The 21929-nt window shown below is 63.8% G+C and carries 20 protein-coding genes; 6 read left to right on the top strand and 14 right to left on the bottom strand.

Going from position 1 to position 21929, the window contains the following annotated elements; translation table 11 throughout:
• Positions 1 to 145: 145 nt before the first annotated feature.
• Positions 146 to 1996 (bottom strand): glutamine--fructose-6-phosphate transaminase (isomerizing), encoded by a 1851-nt coding sequence (glmS, locus tag V6M61_RS09670; RefSeq protein ID WP_332776356.1) that lies wholly within the window; start codon positions 1994 to 1996, stop codon positions 146 to 148.
• A 136-nt stretch (positions 1997 to 2132) separates the two neighbouring features.
• Between glmS and V6M61_RS09675 the strand changes: the two genes are divergently transcribed.
• Positions 2133 to 2618, top strand: coding sequence for an Lrp/AsnC family transcriptional regulator (locus V6M61_RS09675; protein WP_332776357.1), 486 nt, complete (start codon positions 2133 to 2135; stop codon positions 2616 to 2618).
• Between the two features lie 181 nt (positions 2619 to 2799).
• On the opposite strand, the gene V6M61_RS09680 is transcribed toward V6M61_RS09675, so the two are convergent.
• Positions 2800 to 3672: a LysR family transcriptional regulator gene (locus V6M61_RS09680; protein WP_332776358.1), complete on the bottom strand. Its 873-nt coding sequence runs from the start codon at positions 3670 to 3672 to the stop codon at positions 2800 to 2802.
• 101 nt (positions 3673 to 3773) lie between these two features.
• Here V6M61_RS09680 and V6M61_RS09685 point away from each other — a divergent pair, with 101 nt between their 5' ends.
• Positions 3774 to 4715 (top strand): DMT family transporter, encoded by a 942-nt coding sequence (locus V6M61_RS09685; protein ID WP_332776359.1) that lies wholly within the window; start codon positions 3774 to 3776, stop codon positions 4713 to 4715.
• 82 nt (positions 4716 to 4797) lie between these two features.
• On the opposite strand, the gene glmU is transcribed toward V6M61_RS09685, so the two are convergent.
• Positions 4798 to 6195: a bifunctional UDP-N-acetylglucosamine diphosphorylase/glucosamine-1-phosphate N-acetyltransferase GlmU gene (gene glmU, locus V6M61_RS09690; RefSeq protein ID WP_332776360.1), complete on the bottom strand. Its 1398-nt coding sequence runs from the start codon at positions 6193 to 6195 to the stop codon at positions 4798 to 4800.
• Positions 6196 to 6229: 34 nt separating this feature from the next.
• Here glmU and V6M61_RS09695 point away from each other — a divergent pair, with 34 nt between their 5' ends.
• Positions 6230 to 7087 (top strand): DUF6279 family lipoprotein, encoded by an 858-nt coding sequence (locus V6M61_RS09695; RefSeq protein ID WP_332776361.1) that lies wholly within the window; start codon positions 6230 to 6232, stop codon positions 7085 to 7087.
• A gap of 52 nt (positions 7088 to 7139) precedes the next feature.
• Here the strand turns inward: V6M61_RS09695 and V6M61_RS09700 are convergent, their stop codons facing one another.
• Complete coding sequence (locus V6M61_RS09700) at positions 7140 to 8129, bottom strand: MBL fold metallo-hydrolase (RefSeq protein ID WP_332776362.1); 990 nt, start codon at positions 8127 to 8129, stop codon at positions 7140 to 7142.
• Between the two features lie 132 nt (positions 8130 to 8261).
• Between V6M61_RS09700 and V6M61_RS09705 the strand changes: the two genes are divergently transcribed.
• Entirely contained in the window at positions 8262 to 8621 is a 360-nt protein-coding gene (locus V6M61_RS09705) for a TfoX/Sxy family protein (RefSeq protein ID WP_332776363.1), read from the top strand.
• A 201-nt stretch (positions 8622 to 8822) separates the two neighbouring features.
• On the opposite strand, the gene V6M61_RS09710 is transcribed toward V6M61_RS09705, so the two are convergent.
• Together V6M61_RS09710 and V6M61_RS09715 are read right to left on the bottom strand one after the other, a co-directional pair.
• On the bottom strand, positions 8823 to 9362 hold the full coding sequence (locus V6M61_RS09710; RefSeq protein WP_332776364.1) for a DUF2917 domain-containing protein: 540 nt from the start codon (positions 9360 to 9362) through the stop codon (positions 8823 to 8825).
• Positions 9363 to 9415: 53 nt separating this feature from the next.
• Entirely contained in the window at positions 9416 to 9982 is a 567-nt protein-coding gene (locus V6M61_RS09715; protein ID WP_332776365.1) for a DUF2917 domain-containing protein, read from the bottom strand.
• Positions 9983 to 10100: 118 nt separating this feature from the next.
• On the opposite strand from V6M61_RS09715, the gene V6M61_RS09720 reads away from it, so the two are divergent.
• Entirely contained in the window at positions 10101 to 11084 is a 984-nt protein-coding gene (locus V6M61_RS09720; RefSeq protein ID WP_332776366.1) for a LysR substrate-binding domain-containing protein, read from the top strand.
• A 325-nt stretch (positions 11085 to 11409) separates the two neighbouring features.
• On the opposite strand, the gene V6M61_RS09725 is transcribed toward V6M61_RS09720, so the two are convergent.
• The 8 genes from V6M61_RS09725 to V6M61_RS09760 all read right to left on the bottom strand — a co-directional run bounded on the left by V6M61_RS09725 (position 11410) and on the right by V6M61_RS09760 (position 20785).
• Positions 11410 to 12891 (bottom strand): N-acyl-D-amino-acid deacylase family protein, encoded by a 1482-nt coding sequence (locus V6M61_RS09725; RefSeq protein ID WP_332776367.1) that lies wholly within the window; start codon positions 12889 to 12891, stop codon positions 11410 to 11412.
• Positions 12888 to 13799: a MurR/RpiR family transcriptional regulator gene (locus V6M61_RS09730; protein WP_332776368.1), complete on the bottom strand. Its 912-nt coding sequence runs from the start codon at positions 13797 to 13799 to the stop codon at positions 12888 to 12890. The genes V6M61_RS09725 and V6M61_RS09730 overlap by 4 nt, the downstream gene beginning before the upstream one ends.
• 7 nt (positions 13800 to 13806) lie before the next feature.
• Positions 13807 to 15129, bottom strand: coding sequence for an amino acid deaminase (locus V6M61_RS09735; protein ID WP_332776369.1), 1323 nt, complete (start codon positions 15127 to 15129; stop codon positions 13807 to 13809).
• Between the two features lie 18 nt (positions 15130 to 15147).
• Positions 15148 to 16128: an ABC transporter ATP-binding protein gene (locus V6M61_RS09740; RefSeq protein ID WP_332776370.1), complete on the bottom strand. Its 981-nt coding sequence runs from the start codon at positions 16126 to 16128 to the stop codon at positions 15148 to 15150.
• Positions 16125 to 17198, bottom strand: a complete 1074-nt coding sequence (locus V6M61_RS09745) for an ABC transporter ATP-binding protein (RefSeq protein WP_332776371.1) — start codon at positions 17196 to 17198, stop codon at positions 16125 to 16127. The genes V6M61_RS09740 and V6M61_RS09745 overlap by 4 nt, the downstream gene beginning before the upstream one ends.
• Before the next feature lie 20 nt (positions 17199 to 17218).
• The gene (locus V6M61_RS09750) at positions 17219 to 18058 is read right to left on the bottom strand and encodes an ABC transporter permease (protein WP_332776372.1); all 840 of its coding nucleotides are present in this window, start codon (positions 18056 to 18058) and stop codon (positions 17219 to 17221) included.
• Positions 18059 to 18094: 36 nt separating this feature from the next.
• Positions 18095 to 19036, bottom strand: a complete 942-nt coding sequence (locus V6M61_RS09755) for an ABC transporter permease (protein ID WP_332776373.1) — start codon at positions 19034 to 19036, stop codon at positions 18095 to 18097.
• Positions 19037 to 19225: 189 nt separating this feature from the next.
• Complete coding sequence (locus V6M61_RS09760) at positions 19226 to 20785, bottom strand: ABC transporter substrate-binding protein (protein WP_332776374.1); 1560 nt, start codon at positions 20783 to 20785, stop codon at positions 19226 to 19228.
• Between the two features lie 224 nt (positions 20786 to 21009).
• Here V6M61_RS09760 and V6M61_RS09765 point away from each other — a divergent pair, with 224 nt between their 5' ends.
• Positions 21010 to 21399, top strand: a complete 390-nt coding sequence (locus V6M61_RS09765) for a RidA family protein (RefSeq protein ID WP_332776375.1) — start codon at positions 21010 to 21012, stop codon at positions 21397 to 21399.
• Positions 21400 to 21929: the final 530 nt, after the last annotated feature.

The raw sequence follows: 21929 nt of genomic DNA on the forward strand, positions 1-21929 counted from the left end.
ACCAAAGTTGTTTACGACTTTATAAATGCACGAGAAATACTCGCCCCCGCCAAATCCGCATGAATGCTAGAGCCGTGTTTACGACTGTAATTGCCTGTTTACGACTTTAATTGTCCAGAATAGCGCGCTTGGCGCGCCGTGCCCATCATTCGACAGTCACGCTCTTTGCAAGGTTTCGCGGCTTGTCCACATCCGTCCCCCGCGCACAGGCCGTGTGATACGCCAGCAACTGCAGCGGCACCACGTGCAGCAAGGGGCTCAAAGCGCCGTAGTGCTCGGGCATGCGGATGACGTGCACGCCTTCGCTGCTGTCGATGCGGCTGTCGGCGTCGGCCAGCACGTAGAGCACGCCGCCGCGGGCGCGTACCTCTTGCAGGTTGCTCTTGAGTTTTTCCAGCAGGCTGTCATTGGGCGCCACGGTGACCACGGGCATGGCGCTGGTCACCAGGGCCAGCGGGCCGTGCTTGAGTTCGCCGGCTGGGTAGGCCTCGGCGTGAATGTAGCTGATCTCTTTCAGCTTGAGCGCACCCTCCAGCGCAATCGGGTAGTGCAGGCCACGGCCCAGGAACAGGGCGTTTTCCATCTTCGCAAAGTCTTCGGCCCAGCTGATGACCTGCGGCTCCAGCGCCAGCACGGCCTGCAGTGCCGCCGGCAGGTGGCGCATGGCCTTGAGGTGAGCGGCCTCTTCGTCGTCGCTCAGGCGGCCCTTGCTTTGCGCCAGTGCCAGCGTCAGCAGGAACAGGCCGGCCAGCTGCGTGGTGAAGGCCTTGGTCGACGCCACGCCGATTTCCACACCGGCCCGCGTGATGTAGGCCAGCTTGCACTCACGCACCATGGCCGAGGTGGCCACGTTGCAGATGGTCAGCGTGTTGGTCATGCCCAGGCTTTGCGCGTGGCGCAGCGCGGCCAGCGTGTCGGCGGTTTCGCCGCTTTGCGTGATGGTGACGACCAGGGTCTTGGGGTTGGGCACCGAGGTGCGGTAGCGGTACTCACTGGCCACCTCCACTTGCGTCGGGATGCCAGCAATGGACTCCAGCCAGTACTTGGCCGCGCAGCCGCTGTAGTAGCTGGTGCCGCAGGCCAGGATGAGCACGGAGTCAATCTCCTTGAACACGCGGTGCGCAGCGTCGCCAAACAGCTCGGGCACTATGCCTTCGACGCCTTCGAGCGTGTCGGCGATGGCGCGCGGCTGCTCGAAGATTTCTTTTTGCATGTAGTGGCGATAGGGCCCCAGCTCTGCCGCGCCGCTGTGGGCCTGCACGGTTTTGACCTCGCGCTGCACCGCTTTGTGCGCACGGTCTATCACCCAGTATTTGCCGAGCTGGATGTCAACCAGGTCGCCTTCTTCCAGGTAGACGATCTGGTCGGTCACGCCGGCCAGGGCCATGGCATCGCTGGCCAGGAAGTTTTCAGAGTTGTCCTTGCCCACGCCCAGGATCAGCGGTGAACCGGCACGCGCGCCGACCACGCGGTGCGGCTCGTCCTTGCTGAACGCGGCAATCGCGTAAGCCCCGTGCAGCTGGGCCACGGCGGCTTTCACGGCGTCAAACAGGTCGCCGTCGTACAGGCTGTCGATCAGGTGCACGATCACTTCGGTGTCGGTCTGGCTGTCAAACACATAGCCCTTGGCCTGCAGGGCCGTGCGCAGTTCCTCGTGGTTTTCAATGATGCCGTTGTGCACCAGCGCCACCTTGCCGGGGCGCGCCTGGCTGCCGGCACCCGCGCCATGGCTGAAATGCGGGTGGGCGTTGTGCACCGCCGGCGCGCCGTGCGTGGCCCAGCGGGTGTGGGCGATGCCGGTGCCGCCTTCGAGTTTGTCAGCACTCACCTGCGCCTGCAGCTCGGCCACGCGCGAGGTGCTGCGTGCGCGCTTGAGGCCGTCGGCATACACCGCCACGCCGCAGGAGTCATAGCCGCGGTATTCCAGCCGCTGCAGGCCCTGCACCAGGATGGGAACGATATTTCTTGTAGAAACCGACGCAACGATGCCGCACATGGGGAAAGCTCCTGAAAAAACAATTCGCTGATGCTACGTGCTTACGGTTTTTTAATGTGATTGATTTATTGTTGTTTATGGAATTAAATTTCATAAATTTCTACATATTTAATTAAATTCCATAAATAATATAAATATGGAACAAATAGGCATTGACGAGACCGACATCAAACTGCTGGAGGCCTTGCAGCAAGATGCGTCTCTGAGCAACCAGGCGCTGGCCGAGCGCGTGCACGTGTCGCCGCCCACCTGCCTGCGGCGCGTCAAGCGGCTGCGCGACGCCGGGCTGATTGAGCGCGAGGTGGCCCTGCTGAGCCCCGACAAACTCGCCGCGGTGCTGGGGCACGGCCTGACCGCGATTGTCGAGATCACGCTGGACCGGCAGGGCGCCGAGCTCCTGGACGCGTTCGAGCTGCGGGTGGCGGCCGATGAGGCGGTGCAGCAGTGCTACCGCGTGTCACCGGGGCCGGACTTTGTGCTGCTGGTACATGTGGCCGACATGCCGCGCTACCTGGCGCTGGCGCAGCGGCTGTTTACCAGCGACGCCAATGTGCGCAACGTGAAGGCTTTTTTCAGTACCAAGCGCGCAAAGTTTGAGCCAAAAGTGCTTCTAGCCCAATAAAATCCTGCGCAAACAGCTATCAAATCAGTAGCGAATTACTCAGCAGTCCGTAACGAAGGCGACGCCGCTCATGCTGTCATTCTGAGCAACGCGAAGAATCTTGCCAGCATACCGAGATCCTTCGCTGCGCTCAGGATGACAACGCATGTCGCACTACTTTCGGACCACTGAGTAATAGCGCTCAAACCGCCTTGCGCTGCGCCTTGGCCATCTCCCAAAGCGCCCGCGCCAGTGGCGACAGCTTGGCCACATCCAGGCACGCCAGCCCCACCGTGCGCGGCTGCGCGGGCAGCAAGGGCCGGTAAACCACGCCTTTGGGTGCATCAGGCAGCGCCAGGCGGGCTGCGACCGATACCGCCAGGCCGCGCTGCACAAACTGCAGGATGGAGATGATCTGCGTGAAGTGATACAGCACCTTGGGCAGCGCAATGTTTTTCTGGAGAATGGGCACGATGACCGGGCCGCAGCCGGCTTCGGTCAGCACAAAGTCCAGCCCCGTGAGCGCGCTGATCGGCACCGCCTTGTGTTTGGCCAGCGGATGCCCGGCCGGCAGGATGGCGACGAATTCATCCTGCACCAGCGGCAGCACTTCAAAACGTTCATCGGGTACCACGACAAAGCCCAGCTCCACGCGCTTTTGCAGCAGCCAGTCATCCACCACCTCATCGCTTTCTTCCTCGATACGCACCTGCGCGCCCGGGTGGCGCTTTTTGAAAGCCGCGAGCAGGGGCGGCAACAGGTTCACGGTGGAAGTCGGGCCAAACGAGCCGATGCGCAGCGTGCCGGTTTTCAGCTCCCGGGCATCGCCCAGCTCCTGCGTCATGGTGGCCGCCAGCGCCGTCATTTCGCGGGCTCGCAGCAGCAGACGTTCGCCGGCGTCTGTCATGGCCACGCCGGAGGCATCGCGCTGCGCCAGCTTCACGCCGAACTGCGTTTCCAGTGCGCGCAGGGCGTGGCTGACGGCCGACTGTGTGGTGCCCAGGCGCATGGCCGCACGCGAGAAGCTGCGGCATTCGTCCAGGGTGATCAGCACTTCGAGTTGGGCCAGGGTCATGATTTCATGATGAGTGAATGCTCATTTGATAGTGAATAATTTAACAACTAATCTCATGCATAAATTTACTTCATTTATTGCTCTTCGCCAACAAAAGCACCATGACGACTGCCACCACGCTACCCCCCGACGCCTCCACACTTACTTCCACCGCCAGCACCAAGCTGCTGGGCATTTACCTCCGTTTGACTTGCGTGCCCATCCTTTGGGGCGGGACTTTTATCGCCGGCCGCGTCATCTCGGCCCACCTGCCCCCTGCCACCGCGGGCTTCGTGCGCTTTGTGTTTGCCACCCTGGCCTTGCTGGTGGCGCTGCACTTCACCCAGGGCCTGCGCGCCATCACGCAGGTCACGCGCGGCCAGCTGCTGGGCACCATGGCGCTCGGCGCCACCGGCATCTTCATCTACAACCTGCTGTTTTTCACGGCGCTGTCGGTGCTGCCGGCGGGGCGCACCTCGCTCATCATCGCCCTCAACCCGGTGGTGACGCTGCTGATCGCCGCCGCATTGCTGGGCGACCGGCTGTCCATGACGCGGTGGCTGGGTGTGGCCCTGGCGCTGCTGGGCGTGTGGGTGGTGGTCACGCGCGGCGATCTTTCACAGATCATGCAGTCGCTGGGCAAGGGCGAACTCTCGATGTTTGGCGCGGTGTGCGCTTGGGCGGTTTACACCTTGCTGGGCCGCAAGTTGCTGCAAGGCCTGTCGCCGGTGCTGGCTACGCTGTGGGCGGCCATCTGGGGCACGCTGTTTTTGGGGCTGCTGGCCTTGCGCGACCTGCCCAGCGTGCATGCCGGATCTTTCACGCCAGAGGTGTGGGCCGGCCTGGCCTTTCTGGGCGTGCTGGGCACGGCGGTGGCCTTTGTCTGGTACTACGAAGGCATACGCCAGCTGGGCGCGGCGCGCACCGTGGTGTTCAACAACCTGGTGCCCGTCTTCGGCGTGCTGCTGGGCTGGCTGGTGCTGGGCGAGCCGCTGAGCGTCAGCCTGATCGCCGGCGGCGCCATGGCGGTGGCAGGCGTGTTTCTGGTCAACCGCGTCAAGTAATCAGCCGGGCCCGCAAGGCATCGAGCAAATATTCCACCAGCCCAATAAATATGGGCACAAATAGCTATCAAACTTATAGCGATCAGGGTTTGATTTTCTGCGGCCGCTTCCAGTTGGGCAGGCTGACCTGCTTGCCGCGGGCGACGCTGAGCGAGCCGGCGGGAGTGTCCTTGGTGATGGTGGAGCCGCCGCCCACGGTGCCGCCCTGGCCGATGGTGACCGGCGCCACCAGCACGCAGTTGCTGCCGATGTGCACGTCGGCCTCGATCACCGTGCGGTGCTTGTTGGCGCCGTCGTAATTGGCCGTGATGCTGCCGGCGCCGTAATTGACGCGTTCACCCACCGTGGCGTCACCCAGGTAAGCCAGGTGGTTGGCCTTGGCGCCCTTGGCCAGCGTGGAATTCTTGACTTCGACAAAGTTGCCGATGTGCACCTCGGCGCCCAGCTGCGCCCCGGGCCGCAGGCGTGCGAAGGGGCCAATCAGCGCACCCTCGCCGACCTGCACGCCGAGTTTTTCACCGTCGATATGGGTGAAGGGATGAATCACCGCGCCGGCGGCGATGGCGGCATTGGCAATCACGCAGTTGGCGCCAATGCGCACCCCGTCCCCAAGCGTGACGCGGCCTTCGAACACGCAGTTCACATCAATCTCGACATCCTGCCCGCACACCAGTGCGCCCCGCACATCGAAGCGCGCCGGGTCGGCCAGCCGCACGCCCTGCGCCATCAGCGCGCGCGCCTGGCGCAGCTGGAAAGCGCGCTCCAGCTCCGCCAGCTGCAGGGGGCTGTTGACACCATCGACCTGCAGCTTGTCGGCGGTCTTGGTGGCGATCACATCGGCCCCGTCTTCCACCGCGAACTTGACGATGTCGGTCAGGTAGTACTCGCCCTGGGTGTTGTCGTTGCGCAAGCGGGCCAGCCAGCGCTTGAGCAGCGCGGCGGGCACGGCCATCACACCGGTGTAGATCTCGTGGATCGCGCGCTGCTGCGCGCTGGCATCCTTGTGTTCGACGATGGCCAATACGGCATGGCCCGAGCGGATGATGCGCCCGTAGCCCGTGGGGTCGGGCATGTCCACGCTCAGCAGGGCCAGCCGGCTGCCGCCGCAGTCGGCCATCAGCCCGCGCAGCGTATCCGCCTCGATCAGCGGCACATCGCCGTTCAGGATCAGCACGATGCCGTCGTCGGGCAGCACGGGAACGGCCTGCTGCACGGCATGGCCGGTGCCCAGCTGCGGCTCCTGGCGCACAAACGTCAGGTTGACGGACGCCGCATTCGAGGCCTTGAGCCCGGCCTCCACCTCGGCGGCCCCGTGCCCGGTGATCACCACCACGTGGCGCGCCTGCAAGCCGGCCGCCGTGTCAATCACGTGCTGCACCAGTGCACGACCGGCCAAACGGTGTAACACTTTGGGCATGCTGCTTTTCATCCGGGTGCCCTTGCCCGCGGCCATGATGACGACATCAACTGGGATTGCCATGAGATTTCCTGTGAACTTTCAGTTTTTCAAGCGAATGGCAGGGATTATCAGCCTGCTGGCACTGGCGGGCCTGCTGCAGGGCTGCAGCGCGGTAAAAATTTTCTACAACCAGCTGCCCGATTTTGCTTACTGGTACCTCGATGCCCACCTGGACTTCACCGAAAGCCAAAGCCTCAATGTCAGACAGGCGCTGCTCAAGCTGCAGCAGTGGCACCGGCAGACCCAGCTGCCCGCCTACATTGAAGCGCTGCAAAAACTGCAGCAGCAAATGCCCGCCGACATGGCGCCGGCGCAGGCCTGCACGGTGTTTGCCGATGTAAGCCACAAGCTGCAGGCGATCTCCGCACAGGTCGAGCCGGCCATGGCGGCGCTGGTCCCCACGCTGAACGCCCGCCAGCTTGTGCAGCTGGAGCGGGAATTTGCCAAACGCAATGCCGACTACCGCAGCGACTTCATGGAAGGCAGCCCCAAAGCACTGCGCAACAAGCGTTTCAAGCAGGCTGTCAAACGCGCCGAAATGCTGTACGGCAGCCTGGAAGACAAACAGCTGACCGTGCTGGCCCGGCGGATTGACGACTCCCCGTTTGATGCAACACTGTCATACGCCGAAAAGCTGCGCCGCCAGCAAGACACACTGCAAACCCTGAGACCGCTGATTGCCGGCCAGGCCAGCCCGGAGAAGACGCAGGCAATGGTGCGAGGCCTGCTGGAGCGGGCACTGCAATCGCCCAACCCGGGCTACCTCAGCCATTTTGAAACCATGACGCAAGAGGCCTGCGAAACCTGGGCCGACCTGCACAACAGCGCCACCGCGGCGCAGCGCGGCAAGGCCGGCGAAACGCTGAGGCGGTATGAGGAGGATTTCAGGGCGCTGCACGCCCAGCGGTCCTGAGCGTTTTGCAATCCCACATGCCAACGGGTGAATCCGCGCCTGGTTTACTGGCTCAAGTCTGCAGCGCGTCCCACATTTCCTTGTCGCGCTGCGCCGTCCAGATGCGCGGGTTCTTGATGCCCTTGGCCTCGTCGTAAGCGCGGCTCACGTCGAACGGCAGGCAGTGTTCGTAGATGAACACATGGCCAAACACCGGGTCCATGCTTTTGCGGGTGTGGTCCATGGCGGCCTTGAGGTCCATGCCGGCGGCGGCGGCTTCCTTGCCGGCCTGGTAGAGCATTTCGACCCAGCGCTTGGTGTAGTCCAGCGCCTTGTTCACCTCGGCGGCGCCCTTCATGGCCTCGCCGCGGCCGGGCACGATGGCTTCGGCCTTCAGCGCGCGCAGGGCTTCGAGGGTAGCAGGCCACTCTTCGAGCTGGGCGTCGCCGGTGTAAACGCCGGCTTCATACTCCACCAGGTCGCCCGAGAACAGCACTTTTTCGGCTTCCACCCAGGCAATCGTGTCGCCGCGCGTGTGGCCCGGGCCCGGGTGCCAGATCTGCACCTTCACGCCGCCGAGATCGACCACCAGCTTGCCGGGCACCTCGCCCTTGACGGGGTTGCCGCCGGCAATCACCATCGTCGGCCAGGTCAGGCCGGGCACGCTCTCGGCGTTGCGAAACAGGCGCGGAAAACGCTCCATCTCGCTTTGCATGTCCTGCGCACCGCGCTCGACGATCAGCTCGTAAGTGCCCTGGCTGGCGATGATCTCGGTCGCGCCTTCGGCCGCATAGGCGCTGGCGCCCAGCACGCGCACGGCGTGGTAATGCGTGAGCAGCACGTATTTGATGGGCTTGTCGCTCACCGTGCGGATGCGCGCAATCAGGTCTTGCGCCATGGCCGGTGTGGCGGTGGCGTCGCTGACCATGATGAATTGGTCGCCAATGATGACGCCGGAGTTGGGGTCGCCCTCGGCGGTGTAGGCCCAGCAGTGGGCGCTGAGCTGCTCAAACGTGATTTTTTTGTCGACCAGATCGGCCTGGCTGGCGAAGGCTTTGGACATAGGGGGGCTTCTTTCGTGGGAGGCTTGAATTTTACTATGCGTAACTTATTACGAATAGTAAAACAGATTATGCCCTTGCCCAACTCCGGCATTCACCCGCCCCAGGGACCGCGCACTGCGCTACAGTGCGGCATGCGCCCTGATCTGTCGTTTGCCAATTACTGCTGTGAACTGCTCTCCAGTGTGGGGCCCTGCACGGCGCGGCGCATGTTTGGCGGCTTTGGCATCAGCACGGGCGGCCTGAGCATTGCCCTGGTTGCCGACCTGGGCCAGGGTGAAAAGCTGTGGCTCAAGGCCGACCAGGACACCCGCCACCTGTTTGAAGCCGCCGGCTGCGAGCGCTTTGTCTATAGCGTCACCAAAGACGGCGTGAAGGTGGCCAAAAGCATGAACCACTACAGCGCGCCCGAAGACACGATGGAGTCGCCCGAGCTGATGGCCCCCTGGGCGCGGCTGGCGCTGGACTGCGCCCTGAAAGCGCGAAAACGCTAGGCCCCCACGTTCGCTCACTTGCGTGTAACTCTCTGGACGTGCCGCCGCGAGACGCAGCGGCTCTTCCCGTCCGTCCAAGCCTGCGCAGGCAGGTTTGGAGCCGCGGACGTCAGCCCCTCGGGGGCTGTGCTTGCTTGGGGCAGCCCTGCGCTGCGCACGTGGCTAGTGTCAAATCCTCCTCAAAACCTGCCCCAAAACGCTTCAAGGCGGGTTAGATTCCAGCGGCGGCAGCACCCGGCCGCGACCGGCCACCAGGTACTCGGCATAGCCGGCAATGCCGACCAGCAACCGGCCCAAGGCCAGCGTGGCCACACCCAGCGCCAGGCACAACTCGCGCAAAGGCTGCACCACCGCCGCCTGCCCGCGCGTGGTTTTGGCCGGTGCTGCCGCTTGCGTGGGCCGCGTGGACTGCGGGGTCCAGCTGAAATAAACCGGCGAACAGGCCGGCACATCGCTCCCCGACTCGCTGCTCCACGACTCCATCACCAGGCGCTTGCCCGCAGGCAAGGCCACCTCCTGTCCGCTGCGCAAGAAGTGGTCGCCCAGGTCGTCCACCAGGCCGTGATGCGGCGCGTCGAACGTGACCCAGACCTGCCCCTGCTCGACACGCAGGACACCGCTCTCGCGCGCCTGCAAGGTCAGGGCCCGGCCGGTCCCCAGCTTCCAGCGGCCGGGGAAAAGGCGTTTGCCCAGAGAAGACGGCAACAAATCCTGCGAAGGCAAGGTGTTCAGTGAGGCCATGATGTGCTCCAAAATCTACCGTTGAATCAGCCCGGACACCCGGGAACAAGTGCTCAGCGTTCGCAAGTCTGCGCACTGAAAGTACGCTCAGGCGAAGTGCAACGTGCGCGGACAGCTACAAAACTGATAGCAAGACCGGTCGCTACCGGCTCCACGGCCCGACCCGCCAACCGCAGTACGCCGCCGGCCAGCGCGCGGCCCAGGCGGCCCATCGCCCTGGCGGCCAGACCCGAGGCCAGGCGCAAGTCCACCAGCGGCTGGGCCACAGCGGCGCGCGAAACGGGCACGGGACTGGCCGCCCGCGCCGGCTCCCAGCTGAAGTAGGCCGATGACGCATGGCCAATGCCGAAGGACTCCATCACCAGGCTCTCGCCGGGCTGCAAGGACAGGCTTTCGCCGCGGCTCAGGAAATGATCGCCGGCGCGTACACTGCTGTCCTGCTCGGCGTGGTCAAACGTGGCCCATACCCGCCCGTGGGCAATACGCAACACACCGGCGTGCCGGACCTGCAAGGTCAGCGCACGGCCCGCGCCCAGCTTCCAGCAACCCGCCAAACCTTCGACCTGGCCGATGGTGGCGTCAGGGGCTTGCTGCAGAGAGTGATCGATTGGGTGGTTCATGGTGTGCTCCTTAAAAGACGTTTGGTGCATGAATGATCGCGTCCGGACACTTTTCAGTCCAATGAATTCGGGCTAAGCTATTGATTCCATAAACGCATTAATCATGTAACCGACTGTCATGCTGCATTCACAAACCCATCTGCGCTCCCGGCCCATTTCCGCCGGCCAGCTACGCGCCTTCGAAGCGGTCGCCCGCCACCTGAACTTTCGCGCCGCCTCCGAAGAGCTGGCCCTGACGCAATCGGCCGTGAGCCGGCAAATCCAGGCGCTCGAGGAAGAGGTGGGCGTGAGCCTGTTCCTGCGCCACACCCGGGCGGTGGAGCTCACCAATGCCGGCGGCGTGCTGCTGCGCGCGGTGACGCCCTCGCTGGAGCGCATCGACAGCGCCGTGCGGCAGATCCGCCAGAGCTCCGGGCGCAAAAGCGTTTCGCTCACCACCTTTGCGTCGCTTGCATCGATGTGGCTGATTCCCCGGCTGGAGGTTTTCCAGCGGGACAACCCCGACATCGATATCCGGATTGATGCGTCAGATGTGTCCGTTGACCTGGATGTTTCGGACCTGGACCTGGCCTTGCGCTATGCCCCGGCGACCCACATCCCGCCGCACGCGATACGCCTGTTCGGCGAGCAAATCACCCCGGTGATCAGCCCCTGGCTGCTTAAAAGCGGCCCGCGCCTGAAAAAGCCGGAGGACCTGACGCAGTTCACACTGATCGAAGCGGGCGATGCCCATCACACCCACCTCGAATGGCTGACCTGGCGCCGCTGGCTTGACCAGCATGCCGCGCCCAAACTGGAACCCAAACGCTGGCTTTACTTCAACTACGCCTACCAGATGGTGCAGGCAGCGCTGACGGGCCAGGGCGTGGCGCTGGCGCGCCTGCCGCTGATTGCCGAAAGCCTGGCCTCAGGCGATCTGGTGGAGCCTTTGCCGCAACTGCGCCTGGAGTCGCCCATGGCTTACTGGCTGATCATCGGCCCGCGCAATGTGGCGCGGCCCGAGGTGCTCGCATTTTGCGAGTGGATCAAAGGCCAGGCGGCGCAGACCCGCCAGGCGACTGGCGATGTGCCTGACCCTGAAACGCTGGACAAGCTTGACTAAGGGCCCCCACGCTTTTCACTTCGTGTAATGCGCTGCCCCCCGAGGGGGCGCTGCGCCTGCGGCCCGGCTAAGCCGGCTCCGCGGCCCTGGCTGGAAAGATACCGCCCCCACGCTCCCCACTTCGTGTAATGTGCTGCCCCCCGAGGGGGCGCTGCGCCTGCGGCCCGGCTAAGCCGGTTCCGCGGCCCTGGCTGGAAAGATACAGCCCCCACGCTCCCCACTTCGTGTGGTTCGCTGCCCCCCGAGGGGGCGCTGCGCCTGCGGCCCGGCTAAGCCGGTTCCGCGGCCCTGGCTGGGGTGGGGAGCCCTTTATTGCGTGCAGGGTTCAGGGTTGCGTCGTATGGCGCTTCAACAGGCGGCCGGCGCGGGCTTGCACCTTGGCATTTGCCGCATCAGCGTTGCCGGCCACATAGGCCAGTTCGCCATTGACGAAGACCTTCTCAATGCCTTCGGACAGGGCGATCGGGTCCTCGTAGGTGGCGACATCCCGCACCCTGGTCGGGTCCAGCACCACCACGTCGGCGTGCCAGCCGGGCTGCAGTTGCCCGCGCTGGTGCAGCCGGAAATTGCGGGCCGACAGGCCGGTCATCTTGTAGATGGCCGTTTCCAGCGAGAAGAGTTGCTGCTCGCGCCAGTAGCGCGCCAGCACGCGCGGAAACGCGCCCCACAGCCGCGGATGCGGATGCTGGTCATGCGGCAAGCCGTCCGAGCCGATCATGGTCAAGGGGTGGGCAATGACGCGTCTCACGTCGTCCTCGTGCATCTGGAAATAGCAGGCCCCACCGGGCTGCAGGCGACGGCATACCGTCTTCTGGTCAACGCCCCACTCGGCCGCGATGGAGGCCAGTGTGCGGCCCGTCATTTCAGGATAGGGCGTGGACCAGCTCACGAGCACGTCGATCACGCCATCCACCAAGTCTTCGCGCAGCACGGTGGAACCGGCCAGGTAGGGATAGACATCCATGCCCACAGGCTGGCGGCTGGCGAGCAATTCAATCAGCGGCAGGGTTTGCAGGGTACGGCCCCAGTTGGCGGGGCCGGCGCATTTGTGGTGCGACACGATGAGCGGAACACCGGCGCTGAACGCCGTGTCGCCCGCCTCGTGCAGGGCCTCCACGATGGTGGCCATCTCGTCGCGCAAATGGGTGCTGTAGACGCCGCCAAAGCGCGAGACCACCTGGGCCAGGCGCACCACCTCGTCCGCCGGGGCGGCAAAAGCCGGTTCGTAAAAAAGGCCCGACGACATGCCGGCCGCACCGCCTTCCATGCACTGCGTGAGCAGCGCACACATGGCGTCGAGCTCGCTGGCGCTGGCCGCGCGGGTCAGGTCGCCCACACAGGCAAAGCGCAGGGTGGTGTGGCCGATCAGCATCGCCACATTGACCGCCGGCTGCGCGGCGGCCAGCGCGCGCTCATAACTGGCCACCGAGTCAAAGCGGAATGAATCGTTACCCAGCAAATTGAGCGGCGGCTCGGGCTTGTCCACCACAAAAGGCAGCAGCGAAATGCCGCAGTTGCCGGTGATCACGGTGGTGATGCCTTGGGACACCTTGGGCAGCATGTCGGGCTGCTTGAGCACGATCGCATCGTCGTGCGTGTGCACATCGATGAAGCCGGGCGCAATGACCAGGCCGGTGCAATCCACGCAGTTCAGCTCTTCCAGTTTCAGGCCTTCGGGTAACTGGTGGCGCACATCCTTGCCCACCGCCGCAATGCGGCCCGCCAGCAGCAGGACATCGCCGGCCCAACCGCCGGCACCGGTGCCATCAATCACCAACCCGTTCTCAAGCAAGGTAGCACGCGTCATTTGAGTTTGCTTTCATGGACCGCAGCGACCGTGTCCCAATCGAGCTTGGGGTAGTGCCGCATGTCCACACCGCGCGTGCTGAGCACGTCGCGCACGCCGCCCAAACGCTTGACGGCCAGATCGCCCAGGCGCTGGGCCACCAGCACCGTGACGATTTCAATCACCGTGAGGTGCACCAGGTAGGCCTCGGTGCCCACATGCATGACCGGATCTTCCGGGACATGAATGCCCAGCACAATGTCGGCGCGCTCGGCCAGGGCGGTCCCCTGCTGGGTCAAGGCAATCACCGTGGCGCCTTGCGAGCGGGCCACGTCCACCGCCTCGAGCAGAGACGGCATGCCGCCCACATGCGAAATGGCAAACACCACGCCCTGGGGGCCCATGGTGGCCGCGGAGACCAGCTGCAAATGAATGTCCAGATAAGCATTGGACACCAGCCCCAGCCGGAACAACCGGGCCTGCATGTCGGAGGCCATGAAGCTGGAGGTCACGCCCACGCTGTAGCAGTCCACGCGGCTGGCTCGAACAATGGCGTCGGCCGCCGCTTCCACCGCCGCCACGCTGAGTTGGGCCTGCACACCGCTGACCGCGGTGGTCGCCCCCTTGATGACTTTGGAGATGACTTCCTTGGTGTCGTCATGGAGTTGCACCCGGCGATGCAGGGGCGAACCGCTGACGGCCATTTCCTGCGCCAGCGCCAGCTTGAACTCGCGCAGTCCGGGGTAGCCCAGATCGCGGCAGGTGCGCATGACAGTGGGCACCGAGCTGCCCGCCCGCTGCGCCAACTGCTCAAAACTCTCATCCAGCACACGCTGGGGGTCCTGCAGGATCAGCGCCAGCACGCTGCGCCTGGACGTCGGCGCGCTCGCGATGGCTTCGGCAATTTTGGCAAGAACTTTGGAGGTCATGGCATCTTTAAAAACAGGTCACGAGCGCATCGCAAACGGTGTAGTTTTCATCCACCACCGGCATCCAGCGCCATTTATCAAACGTGGTGCAGGGGTGTGAAATGCCCAGCGCCACCAGGTCGCCCACTTTGAGCGCTGCGTGCTCGGGGCCGGTGCCGCGCAAATAGGCATGCTGATCGTTCAGGCCGCTGACCTTCCAGTCGGCCGGCGCATCAGTAACGACAGCGCCGCCGGGCTGGCAAAAAGCCAGCGGGACAGGCAGGTCAAGATCATAGGAAATGTCGCGTTTGCCCACAGCAAGAATCACCAGGCCCGGCTCGGGGCAGGACTGCACTGCAGCCCAGACCTCCATCGCGGCCTGCAGGCCGTCGCTGCAGCGCAGGCGTGAATTGACGGCGCTGACCATGCGTTTATAAAAACCGTGGTCGTGCGTCACGTAGCAGCCTGAGCGCAGCAGGCCGCGCACCGGCAGCGAGAGTTCGGGCTTGAGCCGACTCGCCACCAGGTCAAAAATCGCCGAGCCGCCGGCGGTGACCAGCACTTCCTCATTGTCGAAAAAATGCTGCTGGTCACAGGCGACGGCAATGTCGCCAACACGCTGCATCAGCGCCGCGGCATACGCCTCGTCCGCCGCGGATTGCCCGGTGGCGCCCAAGCCTTCATAGCACTCGATGCCGACCAGGCGGCAGGCCGGGCTGTCCTTGATGAGCTTGGCCAAAGTCAGGGCATCGTGCTGGCTGCGGCAACCGGTGCGGCCGCCCTCCACGCCGATTTCCAGCAACACCTCAAAAGGCCGCAGGGCTGACTGGGCATCTGGTTGGGCATCTTTCTGCGCATCTTTTTCTGACAAATACCAGGCTTCAATCAAGGCCAGTTGCGCAGGCGAGTCCACCAGGAACGCGACGCGCAGACCGGTGTACTCGCGCTGCATGTCCGCAATGCCGGCCAGGTCCACCGCGGTGAAGACCTGGTTGGCAATCATGCAGCGGCGCGCGCCCACCGACACACCGGCGCGCACCTGGGCCACGGTGGCAAAAGTCAGGCCCCAGGCCCCTTCATCGAGCTGGCGCTTGAGCAGCTGCGGCGACATGGTGGTTTTGCCGTGCGGCGCCATGTCAAGGCCCTGATCGGTCGCGAAGCGCTGCATCCACGACAGGTTGTGCTGCAGGGCCTGCTGCTTGACCAGCGCCACGGGCAGCGGCAAATCGCCGTCCAGCACGCGCCAGCGCTGGGCGGCAATTTGCGAGCGGCGCAGCGGCCCGCTGGTGTGCGGAAAGCCCTTGAAGGAGCGGTCGATCTGCGGGTCGAGAATGTCTTGCAAAGTGGTCATGGGATGAGCTTTCAATTATCAGGCCGCCGCATGAAGCGATATCGTTGCGATGTCATCGCGGATGCAGGCCTTGAAGCGGCCCTGCCCCATGTCCCGCAACTCGGGACGGGTGCTGGCGCAAGCCTCGATCGCGTGCGGGCAGCGGGTGCGAAACACGCAGCCCGAAGGCGGATTCACAGGGCTGGGAATGTCGCCCTTGAGCGCAATGCGTTCGCTTGTTTGCTCGGGGTCGGGCTTGGGCGAGGCGGCCAGCAGTGCCTGGGTGTAGGGATGCAAAGGCCGCGCAAACAGCTCGGCGGTGGGCGCCACTTCCATCACGCGGCCCAGGTACAGCACCACCACGCGGTCGCACAGGTACTCCACCACGTCCAGGTCATGCGAGATGAACAGCATGGTCAGCGACAGGCGGTCGCGCAGGTCGCACAGCAGGTTGACCACCTGCGCCTGGATGGACACGTCCAGCGCAGACAGGGGCTCGTCGGCCACGATGAATTCGGGCTCGACCGCCAAGGCGCGCGCCACGCCAATACGCTGGCGCTGGCCGCCGGAGAACTCATGCGGGTAACGATCGGCGTGTTCCGCGCGCAGGCCGACCAGGGCCAGCAACTCGGCAATCCGCTGTTCGCGCGCCGCCTTGCCTTTGGCCAAGCCATGCACCTGCAGCGCTTCCCCGAGGATGTCCTTGACGCGCATCTTGGGGTTCAGGCTGGCGTAGGGGTCCTGAAAAATCATCTGCAACTTGCTGCGCAGCGTGCGCATGCGGCTGCTGGAGGCGGCCCCGAGGTCTTCGCCCCGATACAGCACCTGACCCGACGTGCTCTCGATCAGGCGCAGCAAGGTGCGGCCTATGGTGCTTTTGCCGGACCCGGATTCACCGACCAGCCCCAGCGTTTCGCCGGGCTGGATCGTGAAGGACACGTCGTCCACCGCGCGCACGGGTTTGGCCGACGCACCGAAATAGCGGTGCAGGCTTTTGACTTCGATCAACGGGGCGCTCATGGGGTCTCCACAGCAACAGTTGGAACAATTGCGGTCTCGCGGACCCGAATGCAGCGTGCGCTGCGGTGCAGGCCGGCACTTTCCAGCGCCGGCATGGCCTCGCGGCAGGCCGCCAGGGCATGGTCGCAGCGGGGCTCGAACGCACAGCCGGGCGGCGGCGCGAGCGGGCTGGAGACCTGGCCCCGAATGGCGTACAAGCGGCGCTTGGCACCCACCTCACCGGCGGCCAGTTCACGCTTGCGCTGCTGCGCCGGCAGGCAGGCCAGCAGGCCCTGCGTGTAGGGATGGCGCGGCAATGCAAACAGCTCGCGCACCGGCGCCGACTCGACAATGCGGCCCGCATACATCACCGCCACGTCGTCGGCATGGTGGGCCACCACGCCGAGGTTGTGCGTGATGAACAAAATGCTCATGCCGGTCTCGGCCTGCAGGCGGCGCATCAGCTCCAGGATCTGCGCCTGGATGGTCACATCCAGCGCCGTGGTCGGCTCGTCGGCAATCAGCAGCGTCGGGTTGCAGGCCATGGCCAGCGCAATCATCACGCGCTGGCGCATGCCGCCCGACAGCTGGTGCGGGTACTCGTGCAGGCGCTGCGCGGCAGCCGGAATCTCCACCAGTTCCAGCATGCGCAGCGCATGGGCCAGCGCGGCGCTGCGGTCCAGCCCCATGTGCAGGCGCACCGACTCGGCAATCTGCTCGCCCACCGTAAAGACCGGGTTCAGGCTGGTCATGGGCTCCTGGAAGATCATGGCGATTTCATTGCCGCGGATACGGCGCATGGCCGGCTCGGGCAGGGCCAGCAGGTCCAGCGTTTCGCCGGCGCGGTTGGTAAACAGCGCCTGGCCGCTGACCTGCGTGGCGGCGGTGCGTGACAGCAGGCGCATCAAGGTCAGGCTGGTCACCGATTTTCCCGATCCGGACTCGCCCACCAGCGCCGTGGTCTTGCCGGGACGGATGCTGAAGCTCACATCAGCCACCGAGCGGATCAGGCCTTCATCGGTGTCAAAAAACGTGCTCAGATGGCGGACATCGAGCCGCGGAGGAATGGAAGAAGTGATGGGCGAATTCATGGGGTCTGGCCTCTGATTTCTTACAGCGACTTCTTGAGCCGCGGATCCAGCAGGTCGCGCACGCCATCGCCCAACAACTGCAATGACAGCGCGGTCAGGATGATGGCCAGGCCGGGAAACAAAACAATCCAGAGCGCTTCGTGCGCATACTGCTGGCTGCCGGCCACCATGGTGCCCCAGGTCGGGATTTCGGGCGGAACGCCCACGCCCAGAAAGGACAGGGCGGCCTCCGCCAAAATGGCATAGGCAAAGATGAAGGAGGCCTGCACCAGAATGGGCGACATCAGGTTGGGCAGGATGTGGCGCCACAAGATGCCGGCGGTCGACACGCCCACGGCCCGCGCCGCTTCGACAAACAGCAGCTCACGCACCACCAGGGTGGAGGCGCGCACCACGCGGGCCACGCGCGGCGAGTACACCAGCACCAGCGCCAGCACCACATTGAGCATGGAGGGACCCAAAATGGCCACCAGGGCAATGGCCAGCAGGATGTCGGGCAAAGACATCATGGCGTCCACCACGCGCATGATGGGCGCATCGAGCCGGCGGAAAAAACCCGCCACCAAGCCAAACAGCGTGCCCAGCACAATGGCGCCGATGGCCGTCAAGGCAGCAATGGTCAGTGAATAGCGGCCGCCGAAGGCAATGCGCGCAAACAGGTCACGCCCCAGTTCGTCGGTGCCCATCAGATGACTGGCCGTGGGAACCGACAGGCGCTCGCGCACTGCGGTTTCATTGGGGTCGTAGCCGGTGATCACATTGGCCAGCAAGGCGATCAGCACCACGATCAGCAGGCAGATGCCGGCAGCCAGCACAATGCGGCGCCGGAACAGTTTCTTGAGGGTCAGCGGGATTTTCATACAGCAAGTCGATCAGTACGTCAGTCAATCCATCAGTCAGTACTTGACCCGGGGATCGACCACCATATAAAGCAGGTCGGTCAGGAAATTGATCACCACATAAATCATGGAAACGACCAGCAGGGCGCCCTGAATCACCGGGTAATCGCGCCGCAGCACGGCGCTCACCACCAGGTTGCCGACACCCGGCAGGCCAAACACGGTTTCGGTCACCACCGCGCCGCCGATCAGCAGCGCCACGGTCAGGCCCAACACCGTGACGATGGGCACCAGCGCGTTGCGCAGCGCATGCTTGAGCACGACGACTTTTTCAGACAGGCCCTTGGCACGGGCCGTGCGCACATAGTCTTCACCCAGCACGTCGAGCATGGAAGCGCGCGTGAACCGGATGATCAGCGCGGAGTTGAGCACGCCCAGCACCACCGAAGGCAGCACCAGGTAGTGGATGCGCGCCATCAAGCTGGCACCCGGGTCGCCGTAGCCGGACACCGGAAACCAGCCCATGGACACCGCAAAAATCTGCATCAGCACCAGGCCGAACCAGAAGCTGGGAATGCTGGCACCCAGCATGGCAAAGCCGGTGAGCAGCTGGTCGATGAACTTGCCGCGAAAGACCGCCGAGACAATGCCGCAAGGCACACCAATCGCCGCGGCGATGAAGAGGGACAGCAGCGCCAGCAGGGTCGTGGGTTCGGCCCGCTCCCACAGCGCCTGCGTGACCGGGCGCTGCAAAAAGATGGACTGGCCTAGATTGCCCTGCGACAACTCCTTGAGCCAGTAGCCAAACTGCACCGGCAGCGGCTTGTCCAGGCCATACTCTTTTTGCACGCGCACAATGTCTTCGGCCGTGGCCTGGTCGCCCAGCAGCACCGTGACGGGGTCACCCGAGGCGGCGCGCGTGAGCACAAACACGAGGACCGCCACCAGCGCCATGACCACCACCATGCCCATCAGGCGCGACAACAAATATCGGGTCATAACCTTGTTCTATCCAAAAGGGGTGAAATCTTTTTATCCATTCGAAGGCGTCCCCGTCAACATCACTAAACCCGGCCCAAAACGAAGCGAAGCAAAAGCCAGTCAAGCCGCGGAACCGGCTCTGCCGGGCCGCAGGCGGGCGGCCCCCTCGGGGGGCAGCGCAGTACGCGAAGCGACAAGCGTGGGGGCTCAATTTTTCAGACCCGTGTTCCAGAAGAAGGGCCAGGTGGCAGGCACATAGCCTTGCAGCGCCGGTGACCTGGCCGACAGGCTGTTGAACTTGCCGACGTTGATGTAAGGCACTTCGTCGTACACCACCTGCTGCACGGCACCCCACAAGGCGCCGCGCTTGGCGGGGTTGGTTTCCTGGTTCAGTGCGGTCAGCGCGGCCTGCTTGGCCGGGGAGCTCCACCAGCCCGGGGCGCCTTCGCCCAGTTGCGGCGGCGACAGCATGGGCTCGGGGAACTGGCCCGAATGGGTGATGTAAATATCCCAGAGCCTGGAGTCGTTGCGGCGCTGCACCAGCGTGGCCCAGTCCACCACGTTCAGCTCGGCCTTGAAGCCGGCGCGCTTGAGCTGCTCGGCCATGATCAGCGCCATGTTGTAGTGAAAGTCGTACTGGCGGCTGGTCAGGATGCGGATGGTTTCGCCCTTGTAGCCGGCCTGGGCGGCCTGGCCTTTGGCCTTGGCCGCATCACGCTCGTTGTAGCTGGCCGAGCCGGCGGCTGAATAGAAAGGCGTGCCTTTGGGAAAATGGTTGGGCTCGGCCACAAAGAAACGCGTGTCGCCAAAGCCGGCGGCCAACATTTCACCCACGCCAAAACTGGTTTGCACCGCCTTGCGCACGGGCTGGGAGGCCATCACGCCTTCCTTGGTGTTGAAAACGAAGTAAGGAAAACCGAAAGACTGCGTCAGGATGGGAACGGTCTTGCCGCCGGATTTCTCAAGGCGGTTCAGTGCCTCCGTAGGCAGCAGGTCGGCAAAGTGGTATTGCCCGGCCAGTGAGCCCTCCACACGCGTGTTGGCGTTGGGCACGGGGATGAAACGCAGCTCATCGGCAATGGCGGTTTTCTTGCCGCCGTAGCCACTGGGCGCCTCCTTGCGCGCGCTGTACTGGTCAAAGCGCGTGAGCAGCACATACTGGTCGGGACGGCGCTCCTTGAATTTGTAGGGGCCGGTGCCGACGTATTCCTTCAGCGGCGTGGCGATCGACTCCTTGGCCATGATGGCGGCCATGCCGGAGGGCAGTGCCAGCTGTGGCAACAGGGGGGCATATGGGGCTTTCAGCGTGATCTCGACGCCATGGCTGCCATTGACGGACAGGTCGGCAACCTCTTTGGACAGTGCCTTGCCGCGCGGCGACACTTCCATCCAGCGTTTGAGGCTGGCCACCACGTCGTCGGCATTGAGTTCGCGGCCACTGTGCAACTGCACGCCCTTGCGCAGCGTGATGCTGTAGCGCTTGCCGTCGGCCGACACCTTGGGCAGGCTCTCGGCCAGCATGGGCACCATTTTCCAGTTGGCGTCAAAGGTATAGAGTGGCTCATACACATGCTGCATGATGGTGCCCACCAGGTCGGCAGTGGACGCCATCGGATCCAGCGTTTGCGGCTCGGCAATCATGGCCAGATTGAGGGCCGATTTTGAAAGCGCCTGCGCCTGGGCACCCATAGGCAACAGAGCCGTACCACCCACCACCAGCGCCAAAGCGACCGCCTTGCGACGGCTGATCCAGAGTTTTTGCAGCATGCTGATCTCCTTAAAAATGAAAGTATTTTTCAATTTGCAAAGAATATGCCAGCAATAATTCAGAAAAAATTGGTGAAAACCCTAGGTTAAACCAATAAATATGAAAATATATTTCAGTTTTTGATTTAAGCTGCATAGGCTTGGGGCGCAGCGCACCGTCCTGCGCACCAGTCTGGTGTTTTCCGCCCTTCGTTTACTGTTCACCTCACAAGGAGCTTTCCGCAATGTCCGCACTCGAATACTTTGGCAACCCCCCCATCGCCTCTGACCACCAGCCCCGACCGTTTTCGCCCGCCGTACGCGCTGGCGACTTTGTCTATGTGTCGGGCCAGGTGCCGGGCGACGAAAAAGGCGAAATCGTGCAGGGCGGCATTGAAGTGCAGACGCGCCAGGTCATGAAAAACCTCTCCGCCGCGCTGGCGCTGGCCGGCTGCACGCTGGACGACGTCTGCAAAACCACGGTGTGGCTGCAGGACGCACGCGACTTCGGCAGCTTCAACCGGGTCTACATGAGCTACTTCGGCGACAAAAAGCCGGCCCGCTCGACCACCGAGGCGCGGCTGATGGTGGATGCGCGGGTTGAGATTGATGTGGTGGCTTACAAGCCGCGTTGAGTGTTTTTTGCCTGTAGTCCAATAAACTCGGGCGAAGGAAGCTATTTAATTGATAGCAATCTTTCTTCACGACCAGGCCGGGTCTCGCCCCGGCGGGCGAGGCACTTGTTCTTTGCTTCGCCAAAGAAAAGTACCCAAAAGAAAGGCGACCCGCAGTCTGGGTCCCTACGCTGCGCTCCGGGCACCTTGCGCTGCTCGGAGCGGACGGAAATTTTAGAAACTTGTCGGCTTCGCCGCCTTCGGACATCTAAAATTTTTTATCCGTCCCCTCCTGTGCTGCTCAGCCCAGCCAGGACGGGTTGGGAGCAAAAGAAATCGGAATCGGGGAGCAGAACGCGCAAAGCGCGTTCTGCAGAATTTGGCTGTTGGTATTCCTCCCACCCCCTTCTGTATGCGCTGAGGAGCGGAGCTTCAGGCGGATCAAGGGCCGCGCGTGTTTGAGCGCAGCGAGTTTGCGCGGACCCCGCCTGAAGCGAGCACCGCAGGGTGCCCGTAGCGCAGCGAAGGGTCGCAGACAGTAGGGTCGCCTT

Origin of the sequence: Polaromonas sp. (assembly GCF_036676035.1) — a bacterium.
In the GTDB taxonomy this organism is placed as follows: Bacteria; Pseudomonadota; Gammaproteobacteria; order Burkholderiales; family Burkholderiaceae_C; genus Polaromonas.